Annotated in this window: 18 protein-coding genes and 2 other annotated features; of the genes, 15 read left to right on the top strand and 3 right to left on the bottom strand. The window is 32.9% G+C overall.

Translation table 11 applies throughout. The features are described from left to right. Window positions 1–73: 73 nt before the first annotated feature. Window positions 74–610, top strand: coding sequence for a biotin transporter BioY (locus tag ACODH8_RS04725; protein ID WP_332464603.1), 537 nt, complete (start codon window positions 74–76; stop codon window positions 608–610). Between the two features lie 50 nt (window positions 611–660). Here ACODH8_RS04725 and ACODH8_RS04720 read toward each other — a convergent pair whose 3' ends face one another. Beyond that, window positions 661–1,317 (bottom strand): carbonic anhydrase family protein, encoded by a 657-nt coding sequence (locus ACODH8_RS04720; protein ID WP_332464604.1) that lies wholly within the window; start codon window positions 1,315–1,317, stop codon window positions 661–663. A 180-nt stretch (window positions 1,318–1,497) separates the two neighbouring features. Next, window positions 1,498–1,739, top strand: a binding site (T-box leader). Window positions 1,740–1,784: 45 nt separating this feature from the next. Next, window positions 1,785–2,025 (top strand) — a binding site (T-box leader). 59 nt (window positions 2,026–2,084) lie between these two features. Here ACODH8_RS04720 and ACODH8_RS04715 point away from each other — a divergent pair. The 4 genes from ACODH8_RS04715 to ACODH8_RS04700 all read left to right on the top strand — a co-directional run bounded on the left by ACODH8_RS04715 (window position 2,085) and on the right by ACODH8_RS04700 (window position 5,449). Beyond that, complete coding sequence (locus tag ACODH8_RS04715; RefSeq protein ID WP_332464605.1) at window positions 2,085–3,158, top strand: methionine ABC transporter ATP-binding protein; 1,074 nt, start codon at window positions 2,085–2,087, stop codon at window positions 3,156–3,158. Next, window positions 3,158–3,838: a methionine ABC transporter permease gene (locus ACODH8_RS04710; protein WP_332464606.1), complete on the top strand. Its 681-nt coding sequence runs from the start codon at window positions 3,158–3,160 to the stop codon at window positions 3,836–3,838. Before ACODH8_RS04715 ends, ACODH8_RS04710 begins: the two co-directional genes overlap by 1 nt. A 15-nt stretch (window positions 3,839–3,853) precedes the next feature. Continuing rightward, a complete protein-coding gene (locus ACODH8_RS04705; protein ID WP_332464607.1) occupies window positions 3,854–4,693 on the top strand; it encodes a MetQ/NlpA family ABC transporter substrate-binding protein in 840 nt (279 codons plus the stop codon). Between the two features lie 129 nt (window positions 4,694–4,822). Further along, window positions 4,823–5,449 (top strand): FtsX-like permease family protein, encoded by a 627-nt coding sequence (locus tag ACODH8_RS04700; RefSeq protein ID WP_332464608.1) that lies wholly within the window; start codon window positions 4,823–4,825, stop codon window positions 5,447–5,449. 40 nt (window positions 5,450–5,489) lie between these two features. On the opposite strand, the gene glmL is transcribed toward ACODH8_RS04700, so the two are convergent. Beyond that, window positions 5,490–6,881: a methylaspartate mutase accessory protein GlmL gene (glmL, locus tag ACODH8_RS04695; protein WP_332464609.1), complete on the bottom strand. Its 1,392-nt coding sequence runs from the start codon at window positions 6,879–6,881 to the stop codon at window positions 5,490–5,492. Window positions 6,882–7,548: 667 nt separating this feature from the next. On the opposite strand from glmL, the gene ftcD reads away from it, so the two are divergent. The 10 genes from ftcD to ACODH8_RS04645 all read left to right on the top strand — a co-directional run bounded on the left by ftcD (window position 7,549) and on the right by ACODH8_RS04645 (window position 18,380). Next, window positions 7,549–8,448 (top strand): glutamate formimidoyltransferase, encoded by a 900-nt coding sequence (gene ftcD / locus ACODH8_RS04690; protein ID WP_332464610.1) that lies wholly within the window; start codon window positions 7,549–7,551, stop codon window positions 8,446–8,448. Window positions 8,449–8,463: 15 nt separating this feature from the next. Continuing rightward, entirely contained in the window at window positions 8,464–9,090 is a 627-nt protein-coding gene (locus ACODH8_RS04685) for a cyclodeaminase/cyclohydrolase family protein (RefSeq protein WP_332464611.1), read from the top strand. A gap of 44 nt (window positions 9,091–9,134) precedes the next feature. Next, a complete protein-coding gene (locus ACODH8_RS04680) occupies window positions 9,135–10,811 on the top strand; it encodes a formate--tetrahydrofolate ligase (RefSeq protein WP_332464612.1) in 1,677 nt (558 codons plus the stop codon). Between the two features lie 3 nt (window positions 10,812–10,814). Continuing rightward, window positions 10,815–11,396 carry a HutD family protein gene (locus tag ACODH8_RS04675; protein ID WP_332464613.1) on the top strand — a complete coding sequence of 194 codons (582 nt, stop codon included), beginning with the start codon at window positions 10,815–10,817 and terminating at the stop codon, window positions 11,394–11,396. 202 nt (window positions 11,397–11,598) lie between these two features. After that, window positions 11,599–12,939, top strand: coding sequence for an APC family permease (locus tag ACODH8_RS04670; RefSeq protein WP_332464614.1), 1,341 nt, complete (start codon window positions 11,599–11,601; stop codon window positions 12,937–12,939). 120 nt (window positions 12,940–13,059) lie between these two features. Beyond that, the gene (gene hutH / locus ACODH8_RS04665; protein WP_332464615.1) at window positions 13,060–14,613 is read left to right on the top strand and encodes a histidine ammonia-lyase; all 1,554 of its coding nucleotides are present in this window, start codon (window positions 13,060–13,062) and stop codon (window positions 14,611–14,613) included. Between the two features lie 99 nt (window positions 14,614–14,712). Further along, the gene (hisS, locus tag ACODH8_RS04660) at window positions 14,713–16,011 is read left to right on the top strand and encodes a histidine--tRNA ligase (protein WP_332464616.1); all 1,299 of its coding nucleotides are present in this window, start codon (window positions 14,713–14,715) and stop codon (window positions 16,009–16,011) included. Between the two features lie 35 nt (window positions 16,012–16,046). Further along, window positions 16,047–16,919, top strand: coding sequence for a YitT family protein (locus tag ACODH8_RS04655; RefSeq protein WP_332464807.1), 873 nt, complete (start codon window positions 16,047–16,049; stop codon window positions 16,917–16,919). 99 nt (window positions 16,920–17,018) lie between these two features. Beyond that, complete coding sequence (locus ACODH8_RS04650) at window positions 17,019–17,381, top strand: GNAT family N-acetyltransferase (RefSeq protein WP_332464808.1); 363 nt, start codon at window positions 17,019–17,021, stop codon at window positions 17,379–17,381. A gap of 111 nt (window positions 17,382–17,492) precedes the next feature. Next, window positions 17,493–18,380, top strand: a complete 888-nt coding sequence (locus tag ACODH8_RS04645; protein WP_332464617.1) for a diacylglycerol/lipid kinase family protein — start codon at window positions 17,493–17,495, stop codon at window positions 18,378–18,380. 27 nt (window positions 18,381–18,407) lie between these two features. Here the strand turns inward: ACODH8_RS04645 and hutI are convergent, their stop codons facing one another. Next, on the bottom strand, window positions 18,408–19,673 hold the full coding sequence (gene hutI, locus ACODH8_RS04640; RefSeq protein ID WP_332464618.1) for an imidazolonepropionase: 1,266 nt from the start codon (window positions 19,671–19,673) through the stop codon (window positions 18,408–18,410). Window positions 19,674–19,717 lie beyond the last annotated feature (44 nt).

The following is a 19,717-nucleotide window of genomic DNA, read 5'->3' as shown; positions in this document are numbered from 1 at the left end:
CCTTTATTTTAAAATAAGTTGACAATTAACTCTTTTCTTTTTATACTGTAAAAAGAGAAGGGGGTTTTTTTTAGTGAATCAATTAACAGTAAAACAAATAAGTAGAATTGGGCTGTTTACAGCTTTAACCATTATATTGTCGCAAATAAGTATTCCAATGCCTTATGGGGTGCCTATGACTTTACAAACCTTTATTATCCCGTTAGTAGCTGTATTATTAGGAAAAAAAGAAGGTACTTTTGTTGCTTTAATTTATATTTTATTAGGCCTAATAGGAATACCTGTATTTGCAGGATTTTCAGGTGGTGCTAGTATCTTTTTTGGACCAACTGGAGGCTTTATTTTATCATTTCCACTTATGGCTTATTTATCAGGAATTGGTAGTGAAAAAGAAAGTAAATCTCAAGTGTTACTATGGTTATTAATGGGAGCAGTTGTTAATTATGTGGTAGGAATGTTTTATTTTTCTTATGTGACATCTAGTTCTTTGATGGTGGCATTTACGGCTTGTGTGTTACCATTTATTCCAACAGCGCTAATAAAAATAGGTTTAATTTTTATCGTTTCAGAAAAATTAAAGCCAATGGTCTATAAAAAAATTCATGCTTAATAAAAAAGATGCTAACCATATGGTCAGCATCTTTTTATATACAAATGATTTTAATTAAATGTTTTTTTCAATACTTGTCTACCGTTTATTTCTTGAACTTCACGGTAGTTATCTTTATGAATTGTTCTAAGTCTGTTTAATTGTTTTTGAGATAAAGTCATTGGTTCAATTAACACATACCATTCAACATTTTCAGTTAAAGGTGGTGTTGTTAATGAGCCTAGATAGTGATAATAATCTAATTTTTTAGGAACTAAAGAAAGTAGATTAATTCTATTATCAAAATCAGTTAAATTCATATGATCGAGTAATTCATCAAGTGTTTTATTTTCAGCTCCAATTTCAAATAGAACAGCAATTACAGCTATTTTACCATTATCAGATTGATGGACAAGATGAAGTTCTAAAGGAAAACTTTTGCCGTCAATTGTATGTTCACCATGAGAGTGAAAATGAAATTGTTGAAAATCAAAGTTACGGCTATTAATCGATGCGACACCTTTTAAATAACCTTGGAGACAATAGCCAGTATTAACAACAGTATCAATTTTCTTACGGTAGCGTAGAATTAGTTCACCGTCATCATTCATAGGTTTAGTATCACTATTAACAATATTTATAGGAGATTGAAATTGATGACTTGGACAAGTCCATTCGTGTTTTTCATCATAATGCCAATCAACTGGATCAAATTTAATTTTTTTCAATTTTTACAACTCCTTATTGATGCATAAGTTGTTTTAAATTCTACTAAAAAATGAAAAAAGGCACAAATAAAAAGCCCTGTTGAGTAAAAATAGTCTAAAAAACAGATAATAAAAAAAATATATGATAAATTGGTTGACTTTTTAATTTTAATCGGTTAAATTATTAATCAATACAACAAGTTATATCCGTTGAAGAGAAAAGTAAAAATAAAAAGTAGCGTAGAGAGATTTCGGTTGGTGAAAGAAGTCGTACAATTTATTTTGAAAAATGGTCTTGGAGGATTATCGTCGATAGGTAGGCGATTAACGGTCAGCTTAACCGGTATCATAAGCACTGATAACTCTTAGATTATTAGGAGAGTCAGAAGAGGGAAACATTATGTTTCTAAACAAAGGTGGTACCACGATTATTCGTCCTTTATTAGTCCAAAGATTAGGCTAGTAAGAGGGCTTTTTTTATTATATTTTTTTATGCAATGATTAAGTAAGTAAAATCATGAATTCATTTAAAAGAGAGCTTCGGTAGGTGAAAAGAAGTAGTGAAGACAGATTTGAAAATGGCTTAAGAGCATTTTTTATTCGAGTTCAGCTGAATAAGAGTAAAACGGCAGCATCCGTTATCTTGCTAGAGTATGATAGTACTTGAAGAGTAGTTATATGTGAGTATAACTAAAACTGAGGTGGTAACGCGTTAAAAACGTCCTCAAAAGCATTGCTTAGCAGTGTTTTTGAGGGCGTTTTTTTTATTATTAAAGGAGTGAGGAAAAATGATTGAATTAGATAATATTAATGTGATTTTTAAACAAGGAAAAAAAGAAATAGTAGCAGTGGATAATGTCTCATTAACCATTAATCAAGGTGAGATTTATGGAATTGTTGGTTATTCTGGTGCTGGTAAGAGTACTTTAGTAAGAGTGATAAATTTACTTCAAGAGCCAACAAAAGGGACAGTCAAGATTAAAGAAACATCTCTAACAGAATTAAATCCAAAGCAACTAAGAGAAGAAAGAAAAAAAATAGGTATGATTTTTCAACATTTCAACTTGATGAATCAAAGAACCATTTATGATAATGTTGCTTTCTCATTAAAGTATAGTGGCTTAAGTAAAGAAGAGAAACATAAGAAAGTGATAGAGCTTCTTGAGTTAGTAGGTTTAAAAGATAAGGTAAAAGCTTATCCTAGTCAATTATCAGGAGGACAGAAACAAAGAGTAGCCATTGCAAGAGCCTTAGTAAATGACCCAGATATCTTATTGTGTGATGAAGCAACAAGTGCCTTGGATCCTAAAACAACAGGTCAAATTTTAGAGCTATTAAGAGAGTTAAATGAAAAACTTGGATTAACTATCGTCTTAATTACTCATGAAATGCAAGTTGTTAAAAACATATGTCATAGAGTAGCTGTGATGGAGAACGGACAAGTGATTGAAGAAAAGTCAACAGTAGCACTTTTTAGTCAGCCAGAAAAAACATTAACAAAAGATTTCATTCGAACAGCCACTCATATTGACAGAGCACTTGAAACGATATTATCTCATCCAATACTTTCTAATTTAGAAAAAAATGAAGAACTAATCGAATTTTCTTATCTAGGGAATCAAACAGCAGAACCAATCATTGCTGAACTATTCAGTAAATATCAAGTGAAAACGAATATCTTATATGGAAATGTCGAGATTATTCAAGATGTACCGATTGGACATTTAGTTGTGACCTTAAGTGGTATAAAAACACAACGAGAACAAGCTTTAAGCTATTTAAAAGCCAAAGATATTAAAGTAAATCGTATCAAAACGAGTCACTTAGAAGAAGTATCAACTAAGAAAGGAAGTGTTGGTTAATGAAAGATTTAGCTCAAAGTTGGTTACCAAATGCCTCACAAATTCCAGATGAGTTTTTAACAGCCTTGCTGCAAACTATTTACATGGTTATTTGGACAACACTTATAGCAGGAATACTGGGTATTTTGTTAGGATTAATATTAATTGTGATAGGGCCTAAAGGATTTAAAAGTAATCCAATTGTTTATGGCATATTAGATAAAGTAATTAATACCGTTCGTTCGATTCCTTTTATTATTTTGTTAACACTGTTGGGTGTTTTGACAAGATTTTTAGTAGGAACAACAATTGGTGAAAAAGCGGCTTTAGTTCCTTTAATTATTGGTGTAATACCTTTCTACGCTAGACAAATTGAAAATGCTTTACTAGAAGTAGATCCAGGAGTCATCGAAGCAGCAGAGTCAATGGGAACTTCTCCAATAGGCATTTTATTTAGAGTTTACTTAGTAGAAGGCTTACCAGGAATTGTTCGAGTATCAGCTGTTACGGTGATAAATATCATTGGATTTACTGCTATGGCAGGAGCAGTTGGTGCTGGTGGATTAGGAAATTTAGCCGTAACAAGAGGTTATAATCGTTTCCAAACAGACGTCACAGTGGTTGCAACTTTATTAATTTTAGCCCTTGTCTTCTTTAGTCAGTGGGTTAGTAATCTTATTATCAAAAAAATTAGTCATTAAAAAGGAGAAATTATCATGAAAAAAATTATTAAATACAGCGTTTTATTATTAGCTTTAACAGGAATTGTTGCAGGATGTTCTAAGGGCGAAGCAAAGGATAAAGCAGCGGAAAATAAAACAGTTAAACTAGGTGTTATTGGAGATGACACAGATGTGTGGGATGATGTTCAAAGTCGTCTGAAAAAAGAAGGCATAAAATTAGAATATGTGAAGTTTAGTGATTATAATCAACCAAACAGTGCTTTAGCAGATGGTTCAATTGATTTAAATGCCTTTCAACATCAGTTTTTCTTAGATAATTACAACGAAGAGCATGGCACTGATTTAGTTTCGATAGGAAATACAGTTAATGCACCAATGGCAATTTTCTCAGAAAAACTGAAAGATGTAAAAGACATTAAAAAGGGTGGCGAAGTTGCTATTCCAAATGATGTGACAAATGGCGGACGTGCGTTGTTATTGTTACAAACAGCTGGTTTAATTAAGATTGATGAAAAAGCTGGATTAACGCCAACAGTTTCTGATATTACAGAGAATGCAAAAGAGTTAAAAATAACTGAATTAGATGCTTCTCAAACAGCAAGGGCTTTACAAGATGTTGATTTATCAGTTATTAACAGTGGAGTAGCAGTAGATGCTGGTTTTGATCCGAAGAAAGATTCTATCTTCCAAGAGCCAGTGGATGAAAATTCAAAACCATATGTGAATATTATTGTTTCGAGAAAAGAAGACGAGAACAATGAAGTTTATCAAAAAGTAGTAGATGCTTATCAAACGGATGAAACGAAAAAAGTAATTGATGAGACATCCAAAAATACTAGTTTCCCAGCATGGGATACATTCGGTCGAAAATAAGAAAAACAATGAATTAAGACTTAGTCTTGATTCATTGTTTTTTATTTGTGACTAAATACAGCTTGTATACACAAAAAACAAACAAGTGTTATAATATTGATAAGCGAAGTTTTATGAGGAAGTGAAGGAATGACAAAATCATATTATCTAATACAAGATAGTTTCCGACAATTGATCCGAACAAAAGGCATATTTTTAACCTTTATTTTATCTAGTTTAGTGTCAATCATTGGCTTTTTTTGCTATTTTTTATTCTTATTTTTTAACCACATTCACTTAGGTATGGTAGCTGATTTAGAAAAAGAGACAGATTTTATCGCTGTTCAAATGGGAATGGCACCTGTCATGGCTATGTTAGTCTTTAAAATAGGTGCGTTGATACTCTCGCTACTTATATTTCTATTACTTATTCTATATATAAAAAAAAGCTTCAAGCAGTTTTTATTTTCTCAACAAGAGCAAGTCAAAATCAGACATTTATTAGGAGAATCTACTCGGTATTTAAATGGATTAAGCATCATTCAAATGGAACTCTTTTTATTTTTAACTTTATTTATTGGTTGTGGCCTAAGTAACCAAATTTTTAAATATTCTGTGATAGAAACACTTAAAATAGGAGTGGATTCAGAAAATATTAATAGTTTTCAAATAGATTTTATTTCGTTAGCCACAGTTTTCATAGTATTGTTATGTTTCTTATTCCTATCGAGTTATCATTCACTAAATAAGAGTTATGAAAGAATATTAATTGAATAAAAAAACGAGGATATCTTTTCATAAGAATCCTCGTTTTTCATTAATTTAGTGGAATTAAGTATTTTTTTAACATTCTTAATGCTGTATCAGGGAAAATATCAGCTAATAATCCCATAGCTGATAAAATATAAGTCTTATCTAAATAAAAAGTTGGACTTATTGGTTTTAGGAAAGCATCATTTGTTGTTCTAAGACAAGATTCAAGCATTCTAGTAGGGTTCGTACTATTAATTAAGATACCTCCTGTGGCAACAACATGTTTGAACTGCCCTAAATCTTTACCTGATTGGTAATACAAAACACGAGTTGGTGTAGGTTCTCGTCTATAACTGCCAGCATGTCTGTTAAACGAGGTTTCAATGGCCAATTTTCCCATGACTTCATCAAATAAAATATCCTCATCATTTATTGCCACCATATCTGGGTGGTTCATACGGAATGTGCATTTTTGGGCGACATCCCCAATAGTTAATTCAGGAACAAAGTTTAAAAAACGTTCTGGTGAAACAGCCTCTAGTAAACTAAGAGCTGAGTAACGCATCCCTAAGTCTCCTTCAACCGTTCGTTTTAAAAATGGTTCTTGTAGACCCTCAGTTCGAATCGTAGAATCTATTGGTTTCCCTTCACCCACAGAATGCAAATCAGTTGTGGCACCTCCAATATCCACCACAATTAAATCATCAATACCTTTATTTTTGTCTGTACCTGTAGCTAGAAGATTAGCTGCTTGTAAAACGGCTGTAGGAGTGGGCATAAGAATATCACCAATCTCTTTTTCTACATGGGACATACCTTTAGCTTCAACAATTTTCTCCATAAAAATGCGTCTTAATATCTCCCTAGTTGGAATAGGATTAAGGACATTAATTTGTGGCATGACGTTTTCTGTTAAATAATAAGGAAGTGAACTTTGTTTCAGTATTCCTTCAACTTCATCATAAGCCTCCTCATTTCCAGCCACAACGATAGGAATTGGCATCTCAAGAGTAGCTAGTTGAGAGATATCATTTATCAAACCAATTTTATTTCCACCATTGGTTCCTCCACTAACTAAAATAATATCAGGATTTAATTGTTTAATTTCTTCTATATCATTGTCTTTTAAACCGTAGCTAAAAACTTTTAGGATTCTAGTACCAGCTCCAAGAGCAACTCTTTTAGCTGCTTCAGCGGTTAAAGTTTTTGAAAGGCCTACTGCCACCATCTTAAAGCCGCCTTTTGCTGAAGAGCAAGCGAGTTGGTAATCCCAGGTGACAGATTCTTTTTTTAAGCTTTGTAGTAAGTCTTGTTGAGCCTGATGGAAACCTTCCATCATATTAGTTGTCACAGTTGTTTTACTTTTTGATGTACCTAAAACAATTTCTGAATCTAAATCAACAGCTGTTAATTTAGTGTAAGTACTACCAAAATCAATGAGTAAACACGTTTTCATATAGAACACTCCTTTTATATATTAAATAACTGAAAATTAAGAAAATCATAAGTGTAAAGGACTAAGTGAAAAAATTAATTAATTTAATTGTTGTTATTTTATTTTTTATTTATCTTATTTCTTCCGTCAAAAACTCGTCTAAAAGTTTAGAATAGTGTCTAAATATATAAAATAGATGATTTTTATTAATATTATTTTTTTAGTGGACTAGAAGGATATTTCGTATTATTAGATATCTTGGATATAGATTTCTATAATTGCTTAATAAGAAAAGGCAATAATATAGTAGGTAACTTACTGTATTATATATAAGTAAAAGAACCAAGAGTCAAAAAAGGGTCAAAAAGTTTTATTCAAAAGTTATCTTTTTTTTATTAGTAAAAAAACAACCTAAAAAAGCGTTTACAATTAAATTTAATTGATAAAAAATCTAGAGTCAAAACCTTGTAATTTAAGGGTTTTGAGTGGTTGACACCTATTAGAGTGGGTGTTATTCTTTGGGTGTCAATGAAAGCGTTATATTTTTTAGGTAGGTTCAACGATAACAGAAACAAGGGGGTACATGAAGAAATAAATTTATTTATTTTATTCAAGTATAAGGTATAGTTAAATTAGTAAATAAAAAACTATTTACTATTGAACGTAAAATAGAAAGGATGTTGTCTCAATGGCAAAAATTATTGAATGTGTTCCAAATTTTAGTGAAGGTCAAAATGAAGCAGTTATTAATGGATTAGTTTCAGTTGCTAAAAGCGTAGGAGGCGTAACACTTTTAGATCATTCTTCAGATGCAAGTCACAACCGTAGTGTATTTACTTTAGTAGGAGATGAAGAAGGAATCCAAGAAGTTGCTTTCCAATTAGTGAAATACGCAAGTGAAAATATTGATATGACAAAACATCACGGAGAACATCCTAGAATGGGTGCAACTGACGTTGTTCCATTTATTCCTATAAAAGACTCATCAGTTGAAGAGTGTGTAGAGATTTCTAAAAATGTTGCTAAACGAATCAACGATGAATTAAATATACCAATCTTCTTATATGAAGATTCAGCATCAGTACCAGGCCGTAAAAACTTAGCAAGAGTTCGTAAAGGACAATTTGAAGGTATGCCTGAAAAATTACAAGAAGAAGAATGGGCACCAGATTATGGTGAAAGAAAAATTCACCCAACTGCTGGAATTACTGCTGTTGGAGCAAGAATGCCACTAGTTGCTTTTAACGTAAACTTAGATACAGATGATATTACAATTGCGAATAAAATCGCTAAAATTATCCGCGCTTCAGGTGGTGGATTTAAATATGCTAAAGGTATTGGCGTTATGTTAGAAGATAGAAACATCGCTCAAGTATCAATGAATATGGTTAACTTTGAAGGAACACCTTTATATCGTACATTTGAAACAATTCGTTTTGAAGCAAAACGCTATGGTGTCAATATTATCGGTAGTGAAATCATTGGTTTAACACCAGCTAAAGCTTTAATTGATTGTGCTGAGTACTACTTACAAGTAGAAGATTTTGACTACGGTAAACAAGTATTAGAAAACCATTTATTAGGATAAGGAGAGAATAAACTTATGCAATTAGTAGATTTAACTGTAAAAGACTTTGTAGAAGTATTAGGATCAGATGCTCCAGCTCCAGGTGGTGGTTCAGCGGCAGCTTTAGCAGCATCAATGGGAATTTCATTAACTAAAATGGTTTGTGAATTAACAATTGGTAAAAAGAAATATGCTGAATTTGAAGATGAAATCAAATTAGTTTTTGATGAATCAAAAGCATTACAAAAACATTTATTAGAAGCAATTGACAAAGATACAGAAGCATTTAATGCTGTCTCAGCAGTCTTTGATATGCCAAAAGAAACAGATGATGAAAAAGCAGCAAGAAGAGTTGCAATGCAAACAGCTTTACAAGGAGCTGCAGAGTCACCATTTTATATGATGAAATTAATGGTTAATGCTTTAGAAATTACGAAAAAAGCAATTGGTAAATCAAATACCAATGCAGCAAGTGATTTAGGCGTTGCAGCATTAAACTTAAAAGCTGGTCTTCAAGGAGCTTGGTTGAATGTTTTAATTAATTTATCAAGTATTAAAGATGCAGAATTTGTTGCTCAACACCGTGAAGAAGGAGAAAAACTTCTTGCAATGGGAAGTGAGCTTGCAGACGAGATTTATGTAGAGATTTTGAAAGTGGTTTAATAAAAAAGATTTTTTTCTAAAACAGAAAGGATGAACGTTTACCTATGTCACATTTATCAGATATCGAAATTGCTAATCAAGTTGAAATGAAACCTATTAAAGAAGTGGTGAAACCTTTAGGAATTGAGGAAGACCAACTGACTTTATATGGAAATTATAAAGCTAAATTAAGTGCTCATGAATTAGAAGCATTAAAAGATAAAGAAGATGGTAAGTTAATTCTTGTAACTGCCATTACACCAACTCCAGCAGGAGAAGGGAAAACAACAACTTCAGTAGGACTTGCTGATGGATTCAGTAAGTTAGGCAAGAAAGCAATGATTGCTTTAAGAGAACCTTCTTTAGGACCAGTATTTGGTGTTAAAGGTGGAGCCGCTGGTGGAGGACACGCACAAGTAGTTCCAATGGAAGATATTAACTTACATTTTACAGGTGACTTCCATGCGATTGGAGCAGCTAACAACTTACTTGCAGCGTTAATTGACAACCATATCCATCACGGTAATGCTTTAGGAATTGATAGCCGTAACATTACATGGAAACGTGTAGTGGATATGAATGACCGTCAATTACGTCATATTGTAAATGGTCTTCAAGGTCGCGTAAACGGTGTACCTCGTGAAGATGGTTATGATATTACTGTAGCATCTGAAATTATGGCTGTTCTTTGTTTAGCTAATGATCCAGATGATTTAAAAGTAAAATTAAAACGTATGATTATTGGTTACACATTTGATGGTCAACCAGTAACTGCTGGAGATTTAAAAGCAGAAGGAGCTTTAGCTGCTTTACTAAAAGACGCGATTCATCCAAACTTAGTTCAAACATTAGAGCATACACCAGCTATTATTCATGGTGGCCCATTTGCGAATATTGCTCATGGATGTAACAGTGTTATTGCAACAAAACTTGCTTTAAAATATGCAGATTATGCCATTACTGAAGCTGGATTTGGAGCAGACTTAGGTGCTGAGAAATTTATTGATATTAAATGTCGCTTAGGTAACTTAAAACCTGATGCAGTTGTATTAGTAGCAACAATCCGTGCGTTAAAAATGCATGGTGGCGTTCCTAAAAAAGAATTAGAACCAGAAAACGTTGAAGCTGTTATTGCTGGACTAACTAACTTAGATAAACATATTCAAAATATTCAAGATGTTTATGGTATGCCAGTTGTTGTAGCAATTAACAAATTCCCATTAGATACTGATGCAGAACTTGTAGCAGTTGAAGAAGCGTGTAAAGAACGTGGCGTAGATGTTGTTCTTTCTGACGTTTGGGCAAATGGTGGAGCAGGTGGAACTGATTTAGCTGAAAAAGTAATGGAATTAGCTGAACGTCCAAATGACTTTAAATTTGTTTATGATTTAGAAGATAGCATTGAAGAAAAATTAAACAAAATCGTTCAAAAAGTTTATGGTGGTAAAGGAGTAGAAATCGTTCCTGCTGCTCGTAAACAATTACAAAAATTAGAAGAATTAGGCTTTGGTAATATGCCAATCTGTATGGCTAAAACACAATACTCATTCTCTGATGATCAAACATTAGTTGGAGCACCAAAAGACTTTACTGTTACAATTCGTAACTTAAAAGTTTCTGCTGGAGCTGGATTTATTGTTGCTTTAACAGGGGCTGTTATGACAATGCCAGGTTTACCAAAATCTCCTGCATCTGAAAGAATTGATATTGATTCTGAAGGAAACATCACAGGATTATTCTAAAAAATGAAAATTACAATAATCTCACAAATAGATTATAAAACCTCAAACTGGAGTGGAGGAGAAACAACAGAAGTGTTTCTCTTCCCACCAAATGGGGATTATGCTTTAAAGAAGTTTGACTACCGAATCTCAACAGCTGTAGTTAATCTTTCTGAAAGTGATTTTACTCCTTTACCAGGATTCAATCGCTTGATTATGTCTTTGGATAACCCATTAGAATTACATCATGACAATGGTGAGAGTGTTAGTGAAGTAAGATTAAAACCTTTTGAAGTTCATTCATTTAGTGGCAGTGACAAAACTAAAAGTTTTGGTAAATGCCAAGATTTTAATCTAATCTATTCTGACAAGTTACAAGGAGAAATGAGTATAAAAAATAATAGAACGCACGCTAACATAAATGCTGGAGTGACGTATATTTATTATGCGCTAAAACAGGTGGTTGTTGAATTGTTAGGTCAATCATATCAACTGAATAAAGGCGAAAGCTTAATCGTATCAGAAATTGAAAAAAAAGAATCTATTTTGATAGATTCTGATTATGAAGGTGTAGAGCCTTCAGTCATCGAAGTAAGTGTTCATTGACAAATGATGGAGTAGGAGAAAATCAAAATTTGCCAACATATTCGTGACTAAACTTGAAATAGACCGCAAGCGAACCGTCCGTTTCGTCAGAAAACTGATTTGGATAGGAAGTCTTTTTGATAATCTCTTCTTTATAAAAAGGAAAATTGATGCATAAAAGAACCAAAGTTACGTGATCTGACAGATCAGAAAGGGGATTTACATGAGTTCAACACAAGAAAATGTAAATGTTACTAACCAGGAAGCGGAAAATGCAAAGTTTAGTTTGGGTGGAGCAACGTTATATGGTATTAATGCTGTTGTAGGATCGGGAATCTTTTTACTTCCAGCTACAATTTATAAGGATTTAGGACCTGCTTCTCTTTTAGCGATGGTATTTGATGCGGTATTAGTTTTATTACTTGCTGTTTGTTTTGCAGAGGTGTCATGTTATTTTGATAAAAATGGTGGGGCTTTCCAGTATTCTAAATCAGCATTTGGTGATTTTGTAGGATTTATTGTTGGGTTATTAGGATGGTTTGTAACCATTATTGCTTGGTCAGCTATGGCTGCAGGTTTTGCTAAACTTTTGATTATGGCGTTCCCAAGTTTAGAAGGTATGAATACATTTATTAGTATTGCTCTTGTAACGTTATTATCTATTATTAATAGTACAGGGTTAAAATCATCTAAAATCTTTACAATTACTGTAACAATTGCTAAGTTAATTCCAATATTTGCCTTTGTATGTGTGTCAATATTCTTTATCAAAGGTGGATTTGATAATGGTAACTTCACTCCATTCTTACAATTAAAAGAAGGTATGTCTTTACCTAAAGCTTTAGGTTCAACATCAATGACAATCTTCTATGCATTTATTGGTTTTGAAGCTTTACCTGTTGTAGCTGGTGAAATTCGTGATGCTAAGAAAAATATGCCTCGTGCGATTTTAGGATCAATTAGTGTAGTATCAATTCTTTACTTCATGATTATTGCAGGTACAATTGCTATGTTAGGAGTAGGTATTTTAGAAAGTGGCGCACCAGTACAAGATGCCTTTGGACAAATGGTTGGGCCTTGGGGTAAATGGATTATCTCAGTGGGAGCTTTAATCTCAATTTTAGGACTTAATGTGGGTGACTCTATGATGATTCCTCGTTACGGAGCTTCAATTGCAGATGAAGGATTATTACCAAAATTTGTTTCTAAGAAAAATTCTAAAGATGCACCATATGTTGCGATTATCATTTCATGTGTTTTAACAAGTTTATTATTACTTTCAGGAAGTTTTGAACAATTAGCAGAACTAAGTGTTGTGTTCCGTTTCATTCAATATATTCCAACAGCTTTAGCTGTTATCTTCTTACGTAAGAAAAATCCAGATGCTAAAACAGCATTTAGATTACCATTTGGCCCAGTTATTCCAGCTCTTGCAATTATTGTTAGTGTTTGGATGTTAGCAATGGGAGCAGACGCTAAGAGTTTAATCGCTGGTGGTGTAGGTATTCTTGTCGCAGCTATTTTCTACTTTGTTTTAAATGGAAGTAATAGAAAAATAAGTTAATCAATAAAATTTGACATTTTTTAGATAACTTTGGTTATAATATAACACATAAGAAGCAATAAATTAAAAGTAATCAGATGGCTCTAGAGATACTAGAACCCCATAGGAGGAAAATTAATAATGACTGAAACAATTATTTTAAACGGTAAAGATTTAACTTTAGAACAAGTAGTAGAAGTATCACGCTTTGGAACAAAAGTTGAATTATCTAAAGAAGCAATTGAAGCGGTTAATGCTTCACGTAAAATTATTGATGACATTGTTGAAAGTAAACGTACAGTTTACGGTGTTAACACTGGATTTGGTTCTTTAGTAAAAGTAAGTATTCCACAAGAAGAAACACGTCAATTACAAGAAAACTTAATTCGTACTCACTCAAGTGGTTTTGGAGATCCGTTAAAAGAAGATGAAGTTCGTGCGATTATGTTAATTCGTGTTAACTCATTACTTAAAGGCTATTCAGGTATTCGTTTGAGTACAATTGAATCATTAATGGGTATGTTAAATAACGGTGTTGTTCCTCATATTCCAGAAAAAGGATCATTGGGAGCATCAGGAGACTTAGCACCATTATCTCATATGGTATTACCAATGCTAGGATTAGGTCGTGCTTACTTTAATGGCGAATTAATGACTGGTAAAGAAGCAATGGAAAAAGCTGGGCAACCAATTATCCACTTAGAAGCAAAAGAAGGATTAGCTTTAATTAACGGTACAACTGTATTAACAGCTATTGGTGCTTTAGCAACATATGATTCAATCGAGCTATTAAAACTTGCTGATATTGCAGGAGCTTTATCATTAGAAGTACATAATGGTATTGTTAATGCCTTTGACGAAGAATTACATATTATCCGTCCTCACAGTGGACAACTTGCAACAGCTAAAAATGTGAGAACATTAATCGAAGGAAGTACATTAACAACACAAGCAAATGCAGAACGCGTTCAAGATGCTTATTCATTACGTTGTATGCCTCAAATTCATGGTGCAAGTAAAGATGCAATTGCTTACGTGAAAGAAAAAGTTGAAATTGAAATTAACTCAGTAACAGATAACCCAATTATCACTCGTAGTGGAGCTGTTATCTCAGGTGGTAACTTCCACGGTGAACCAATGGCACAACCATTTGATTACTTAGGAATCGGTGCAGCTGAAATTGGAAATGTTTCAGAACGTCGTGTAGAACGTTTAGTAAACACTAATTTAAGTGGTTTACCATCATTCTTAGTTAAACATCCAGGAGTTAACTCTGGTTTCATGATTACTCAATACGCAGCAGCTTCATTAGCATCAGAAAATAAAATTTTAGCTCATCCAGCTAGTGTGGACTCAATTACATCTTGTGAAAACCAAGAAGATTTTGTAAGTATGGGAACTACAGCAGCTCGTACAGCTAGAGATATTTTAATTAACTCTCGCCGTATTGTGGCAACAGAAATGATGGCAGCTTGTCAAGCTATTGATTTTGTTTCAGATCGTGGAGTAATGGGTAAAGGAACGCAAGTGGCTTATGATACATTTAGAAAATATGTTAACTTTATTGATTACGATAAAGACATTGAAATCTATGATGAATTAGAAAAAGCAACTGAAGTTATTACAAGTGGTGTTTTACTTAAAGCAGTAGAAGAAGTAGTAGATTTAGAAATTGAATTTGATTTTTCTAAATAAATAGAAGAATAATAGATAAAAAAGGGAGTTGCTCTTGTATGGACTCTCTTTTTTTTGTACTATTGATATAATGAAAAAGTAGAGGAAGTGGTTTATAAAATGGGCTATCAAAAACCAAAAGGCACCATGGATATATTACCTGGTGAAGTAGAAAAATGGCAATACGTTGAAAGTGTTGCAAGAAATGTATTTAAAAAATATGACTTACACGAAGTTAGAACACCAATGTTTGAACATTTAGAAGTGATTATTCGCGGTGTGGGTGACACAACTGACATCGTAACAAAAGAAATGTATGATTTTGAAGATAAAGGTGGACGTCATATTACGTTACGCCCTGAAGGAACAGCTCCTTTAGTTAGATCATATGTTGAAAACAAACTATTTGGACCAGAACATCAAAATCCATTTAAAGTATTTTACATTGGCCCAATGTTCCGTTATGAACGTCCTCAAGCAGGTCGTTTACGTCAATTCCACCAAATCGGTGTTGAAATTCTTGGTAGCAGTAATCCAGCAGTTGACGTTGAAGGAATTTTGTCAGCTTTAGACTTTTATAAAGAACTAGGTGTAGAGCACACAAAACTAGTGATTAACTCTTTAGGAACAAGAGAATGTCGTATGAAGTACCGTCAAGCTTTAATTGATTATTTAGAACCTAAATTTGATGAGTTAAGTAAAGATTCACAACGTCGTTTACATGATAATCCATTACGTGTTTTAGATAGTAAAGATGAAAAAGACAAAGTAATTGTGGAAAATGCACCTTCAATTTTAGATTATTTAGATGAGTATTCTACTAATTTCTTTAATGAAGTAAAAGTTTTATTAGATGGATTAGGTGTTGCATACGAAATTGATCACCGTATGGTACGTGGTTTGGATTACTATAACCACACAGTATTTGAGATTATGAGTAATGCACCAGGGTTTAATGGGTCAATTACAACTATTTGTGCAGGTGGACGTTATGATGGACTTGTGAAAGAGTTTAATGGACCAGAAACACATGATGCTGCATTTGGTTACGCATTAGGTTTAGAGCGTGCCATTATTACAATGGAAGCAGAAGGTGTTGAAATTCCAACTGCAACTGATGTAGATGTCTATGTTGTTGGTTTAGGGGAAGGCACTAATATGGAAAGCTTGAAATTAGTTCAGGCTGCTAGAAATGCAGGATTTGTTAGTGAGCGTGATTATTTAAACCGTAAAGCAAAAGCTCAGTTTAAATCAGCTAATAAAATGAATGCTAAAGTGGTACTAACAATTGGTGAAGATGAAATTTCTAATAATATTGTTCGTGTCAAAGACATGGACAAGGGTGAAGAGGTAGAAATTTCATTAACAGAAATCTATACTGATTTTAGTCAAATAGTTGGAAATATTATCAAAGGCTAAACAAATAAAAAGGAGTTTTTATCGTGCATCCGCAACTGAAAGAACAAGAAGGTACTTTTGCAGAATACACACATAAACTAACAGTAGTCTTCTTATATGCTTTACTGTATGCTGTTGCTTTGAATTTCTTTTGGCGGCCAGCTAATATTTATACGGGTGGTATTACAGGTTTTTCTCAAATTGTAACGACATTGTTTGAAAAAACAATAGGAATTGAACCGTCTATTTCAGTGATTTATTATTTACTGAACATCCCTTTTCTAGTGTATGGTTGGTTTAAAATGAACAAAAAGCTTGTTGTGTTTACCTTAATAAGTGTTACATTTGCTACAGCTGCTATAGAGTTAGTTCCTCGCGTGGTATTAACAGAAGACCCAATCATATGTGCTCTCTTTGGAGGAGCCATAGGAGGAAGTGCTTTAGGGTTAGCTTTAAAAAATGGCATAGCAACAGGTGGATTGGATATTGGTATTATTGCCATTCGTAGAAAAACTGGAAAAAGTATAGGCTCAATCTCAGTGATTATTAACACACTAATTGTGATTGCAGCTGGCTTTCTTTTTGGATTTCCTTACGCTTTTTATAGTGTGATTTCTATTTTTGTTAGTGGTAAAGTAACAGATTTTGTTTATACAAAGCAGCAAAAAATGCAAGTCTTAATTATCACTAGAAATCCAGATAAAGTAATAAAAGCATTGAAAAAGCGTTTGTTAAGAGGGATTACAGTGTTAAATGATGAAGCAGAAGGCGCGTATGATCATGCAAAAAAATCTGTCTTATTAACAGTTATCACTAGATATGAAATGCAGTTATTAGAAGAAGCTATTGAGGAAGCTGATCCATCTAGTTTTGTCAGTATTTCTGAAAATGTTCATACCATTGGTAAGTTTGATGACTTTGGCTTGTAGTCGAAAATTAAGGAGCTTATAATGCCAAAAATTAAAAAATATTTATTTCATGATTTAACAAAACGTGAATTGGAAGAATTAGTATTACTTTACAACTGAATTAGACAAGAGACATCCACATGGCTTGATAAAGAGGAAGTAACGATAGAATCTTTTAGTGATCAAGTCGAGGTTGAAACAATTTATATAGCATATAAAGACGAAAATATGATCGGATTTTTAACTTTTTATGTACCTGATAATTTTATTCATTTGTTTTTTGTTGATGCCACAATACAAGGTAGTGGTATTGGGAGTAAGTTACTGACAGAAATTTTTTCTGATTTTGATGGTGAAGAAATCAGTTTAAAATGTTTAATTCACAATCAATCAGCTATTTCTTTTTATGAACATAAAGGTTTTAACATCATTGAAACACATAATTTAGGCAAAAATGAAGGATACCATTTAATGAAAAAATAAGATTGGCATAAGCCAATCTTATTTTTTTATATTAGTAATAGAGAGATACAGCAAGATTCTCATATTTTTGTTACACTTAATTTAAAAGAGAGTTAGAAATGAGGTCTACTTATGAAGTACTATGGTGTATTTTTTAATCCAAATGCAGGAAATGGAAAATCAGAAGAGACAGCTAACCAATTAAAAGAAGAATTAATAAAGCGTCAGATTGAAGTTGAATTTTTAACAGCTCCTAGTGAAGAGCAAGGAATTGAGCGAATCATATCATCCATTGATAGATTAGATGCTTTAGTTGCTATTGGCGGCGACGGGACTTTAAATTGTGTAGGAACAGCTTTTATTAGAAAAGGAAAAAGTATTCCTTTTGGAGTTATACCTGGTGGAACCATTAATAATTTTGCTAAAAGATGGGATATTCCTCTTAACATAGAAGAAGCTATTGAAGTTATATCAGTTGGTGAGACAAGAAAAGTTAGTATTGGTAAATGTGATAACCGTGCAATTATAAGCTCATTTACCTTTGGACGATTAGCTGATATATCGAATGATGTTAGACAAAGTGAAAAACAAAAATATGGTTTAGTTGTTTATCCTTATCAAGCTTTAAAACATATTGGTAAAAATAAGTCTTATTTGATTCGTTACAAAACTGATAGAGAAGTAAAAGAATTAAAAACATGGATAACCTTAGTGACAACAACATCTTATGTTGGAGGTCTCCCTTATACAATTCATGATGCCAATGCTTTTCATGTGAGTATTTTAAATAATATGTCTATATCTAAAATGATGACTTATTTAAGATATGCTTTTACGGGAGAATTAAAGAAGGGAAAAGCTGTAACATATATAGAAACAGAAAAACTAGAAATTATTAATATGGATCGAGAATTAGACATTCAATCAAGAATAGATGGGGACAAAGGACCGAGTCTACCTCTAACTTTAGAGTGGAAAAAAGATTTTTTAGACTTAATGATACCAGTAAAAAAAGGCTAATCCAATAAAGGATTAGCCTTTTTTTAGTTAGATGAGTTGTTGTTTTTTGACAACTACCTCACCTTTTTTATAGACATCTTCAACTAAGTTTGTAGCAAAGAAATAAAGTGGATAATCTACATTTGGAGCATCCCATATAGCTATATCAGCTTGTTTGCCTTCTTTAAAACTACCGATTGTATCTCCTAATCCAACTGAATAGGCTGCGTTAATTGTTACAGCATTAAAGACTTGGATAGGTGTTAATTTCATTTTAAAACAACCTAATTGCATAATGAATTGTAGATTTGATGTTGGACAACTACCAGGGTTGTTGTCAGTAGATAACGTAATAGCCATGCCAGCTTCTAGCATTTTTTTAGCTGGAGCGTAAGTATCTGCCATTAAACTAAAAGTTGTTCCTGGTAATAAATTACCAATCACGTTGTTTTCACTCATTTTTTTAATGCCTTCGTCTGTGGCAGCCATTAAATGCTCTGCACTAACTGAATGTAATTCAGCAGCCACATCGACTCCACCAATTGAATCAATCTCATCAGCATGAATTCGTAATTTGAATCCCATTTCTTTAGCTGCTGATAAAAGTCTATGTGATTGTTTAGCAGTAAATACGCCTGTCTCACAGAAGATATCACAAAACTCAGCTAAATTTTCTTCTTTTACTCTTGGTAGCATTTCAGCGATGATTAACTCGATGAAAGCATCTCCATCGCCGTTAAATTCAGGTGGAATAGCATGAGCAGCCATAAAGGTTGAAACTAAATCAACTGAATGAGTATTGTTTAATTTTTTGACAACTTCTAATTGACGTTTTTCAGTTTCCCAATCTAATCCGTAACCACTTTTAGCTTCAACAGTTGTAACACCATGTGCTAACATTTGATTTAACAAACGTTTAGATTTGTCATAAAGAGTGTCAAAAGAAGACTCACGAGTAGAGCGAACTGTACTTAAAATACCGCCGCCTTCTTTTAAAATATCTAAATAGCTAACACCGTTTAATTTTTTAGCAAATTCATTTTCACGACTTCCACCGTATACTAAGTGCGTATGGCAATCGATTAAGCCAGGGGAAGCTAATTTTCCAGTATAATCAATTAGTTTAGTGTGCTCACCAATAAGTTCTTTATCAGGCTCACCTTGACCGATTTTGGTAATAAGACCATCTTTAATGGCGATAAACCCGTGTTCAATAATAGTTGCTTCGTTCATTTCAGAACCTTTTAAAGCACGCCCTAAATCGTTAGGACAAAAGATTTGACTGAAGTTAATTAAAATTTTATCTGAGACCATGTTTCTTTTCCTCCTTTGATTGACACTATCAGTATAACAATATT

It is taken from the genome of Vagococcus fluvialis, from assembly GCF_048815235.1.
Taxonomy (GTDB): domain Bacteria; phylum Bacillota; class Bacilli; order Lactobacillales; family Vagococcaceae; genus Vagococcus.
This window is presented reverse-complemented; position numbering and strand designations above follow the sequence as displayed.

Excerpts from the sequence above, each read along its gene's own strand:
- glmL (WP_332464609.1), bottom strand. The coding sequence starts at position 6,881 with ATGAAAACGTGTTTACTCATTGATTTTGGTAGTACTTACACTAAATTA.
- ftcD (WP_332464610.1), top strand. The coding sequence starts at position 7,549 with ATGGCAAAAATTATTGAATGTGTTCCAAATTTTAGTGAAGGTCAAAAT.
- ACODH8_RS04670 (WP_332464614.1), top strand. The coding sequence starts at position 11,599 with ATGAGTTCAACACAAGAAAATGTAAATGTTACTAACCAGGAAGCGGAA.
- ACODH8_RS04675 (WP_332464613.1), top strand. The coding sequence starts at position 10,815 with ATGAAAATTACAATAATCTCACAAATAGATTATAAAACCTCAAACTGG.
- ACODH8_RS04700 (WP_332464608.1), top strand. The coding sequence starts at position 4,823 with ATGACAAAATCATATTATCTAATACAAGATAGTTTCCGACAATTGATC.
- ACODH8_RS04715 (WP_332464605.1), top strand. The coding sequence starts at position 2,085 with ATGATTGAATTAGATAATATTAATGTGATTTTTAAACAAGGAAAAAAA.
- hutI (WP_332464618.1), bottom strand. The coding sequence starts at position 19,673 with ATGGTCTCAGATAAAATTTTAATTAACTTCAGTCAAATCTTTTGTCCT.
- hutH (WP_332464615.1), top strand. The coding sequence starts at position 13,060 with ATGACTGAAACAATTATTTTAAACGGTAAAGATTTAACTTTAGAACAA.
- ACODH8_RS04645 (WP_332464617.1), top strand. The coding sequence starts at position 17,493 with ATGAAGTACTATGGTGTATTTTTTAATCCAAATGCAGGAAATGGAAAA.
- ACODH8_RS04705 (WP_332464607.1), top strand. The coding sequence starts at position 3,854 with ATGAAAAAAATTATTAAATACAGCGTTTTATTATTAGCTTTAACAGGA.
- ACODH8_RS04680 (WP_332464612.1), top strand. The coding sequence starts at position 9,135 with ATGTCACATTTATCAGATATCGAAATTGCTAATCAAGTTGAAATGAAA.
- ACODH8_RS04710 (WP_332464606.1), top strand. The coding sequence starts at position 3,158 with ATGAAAGATTTAGCTCAAAGTTGGTTACCAAATGCCTCACAAATTCCA.
- hisS (WP_332464616.1), top strand. The coding sequence starts at position 14,713 with ATGGGCTATCAAAAACCAAAAGGCACCATGGATATATTACCTGGTGAA.
- ACODH8_RS04685 (WP_332464611.1), top strand. The coding sequence starts at position 8,464 with ATGCAATTAGTAGATTTAACTGTAAAAGACTTTGTAGAAGTATTAGGA.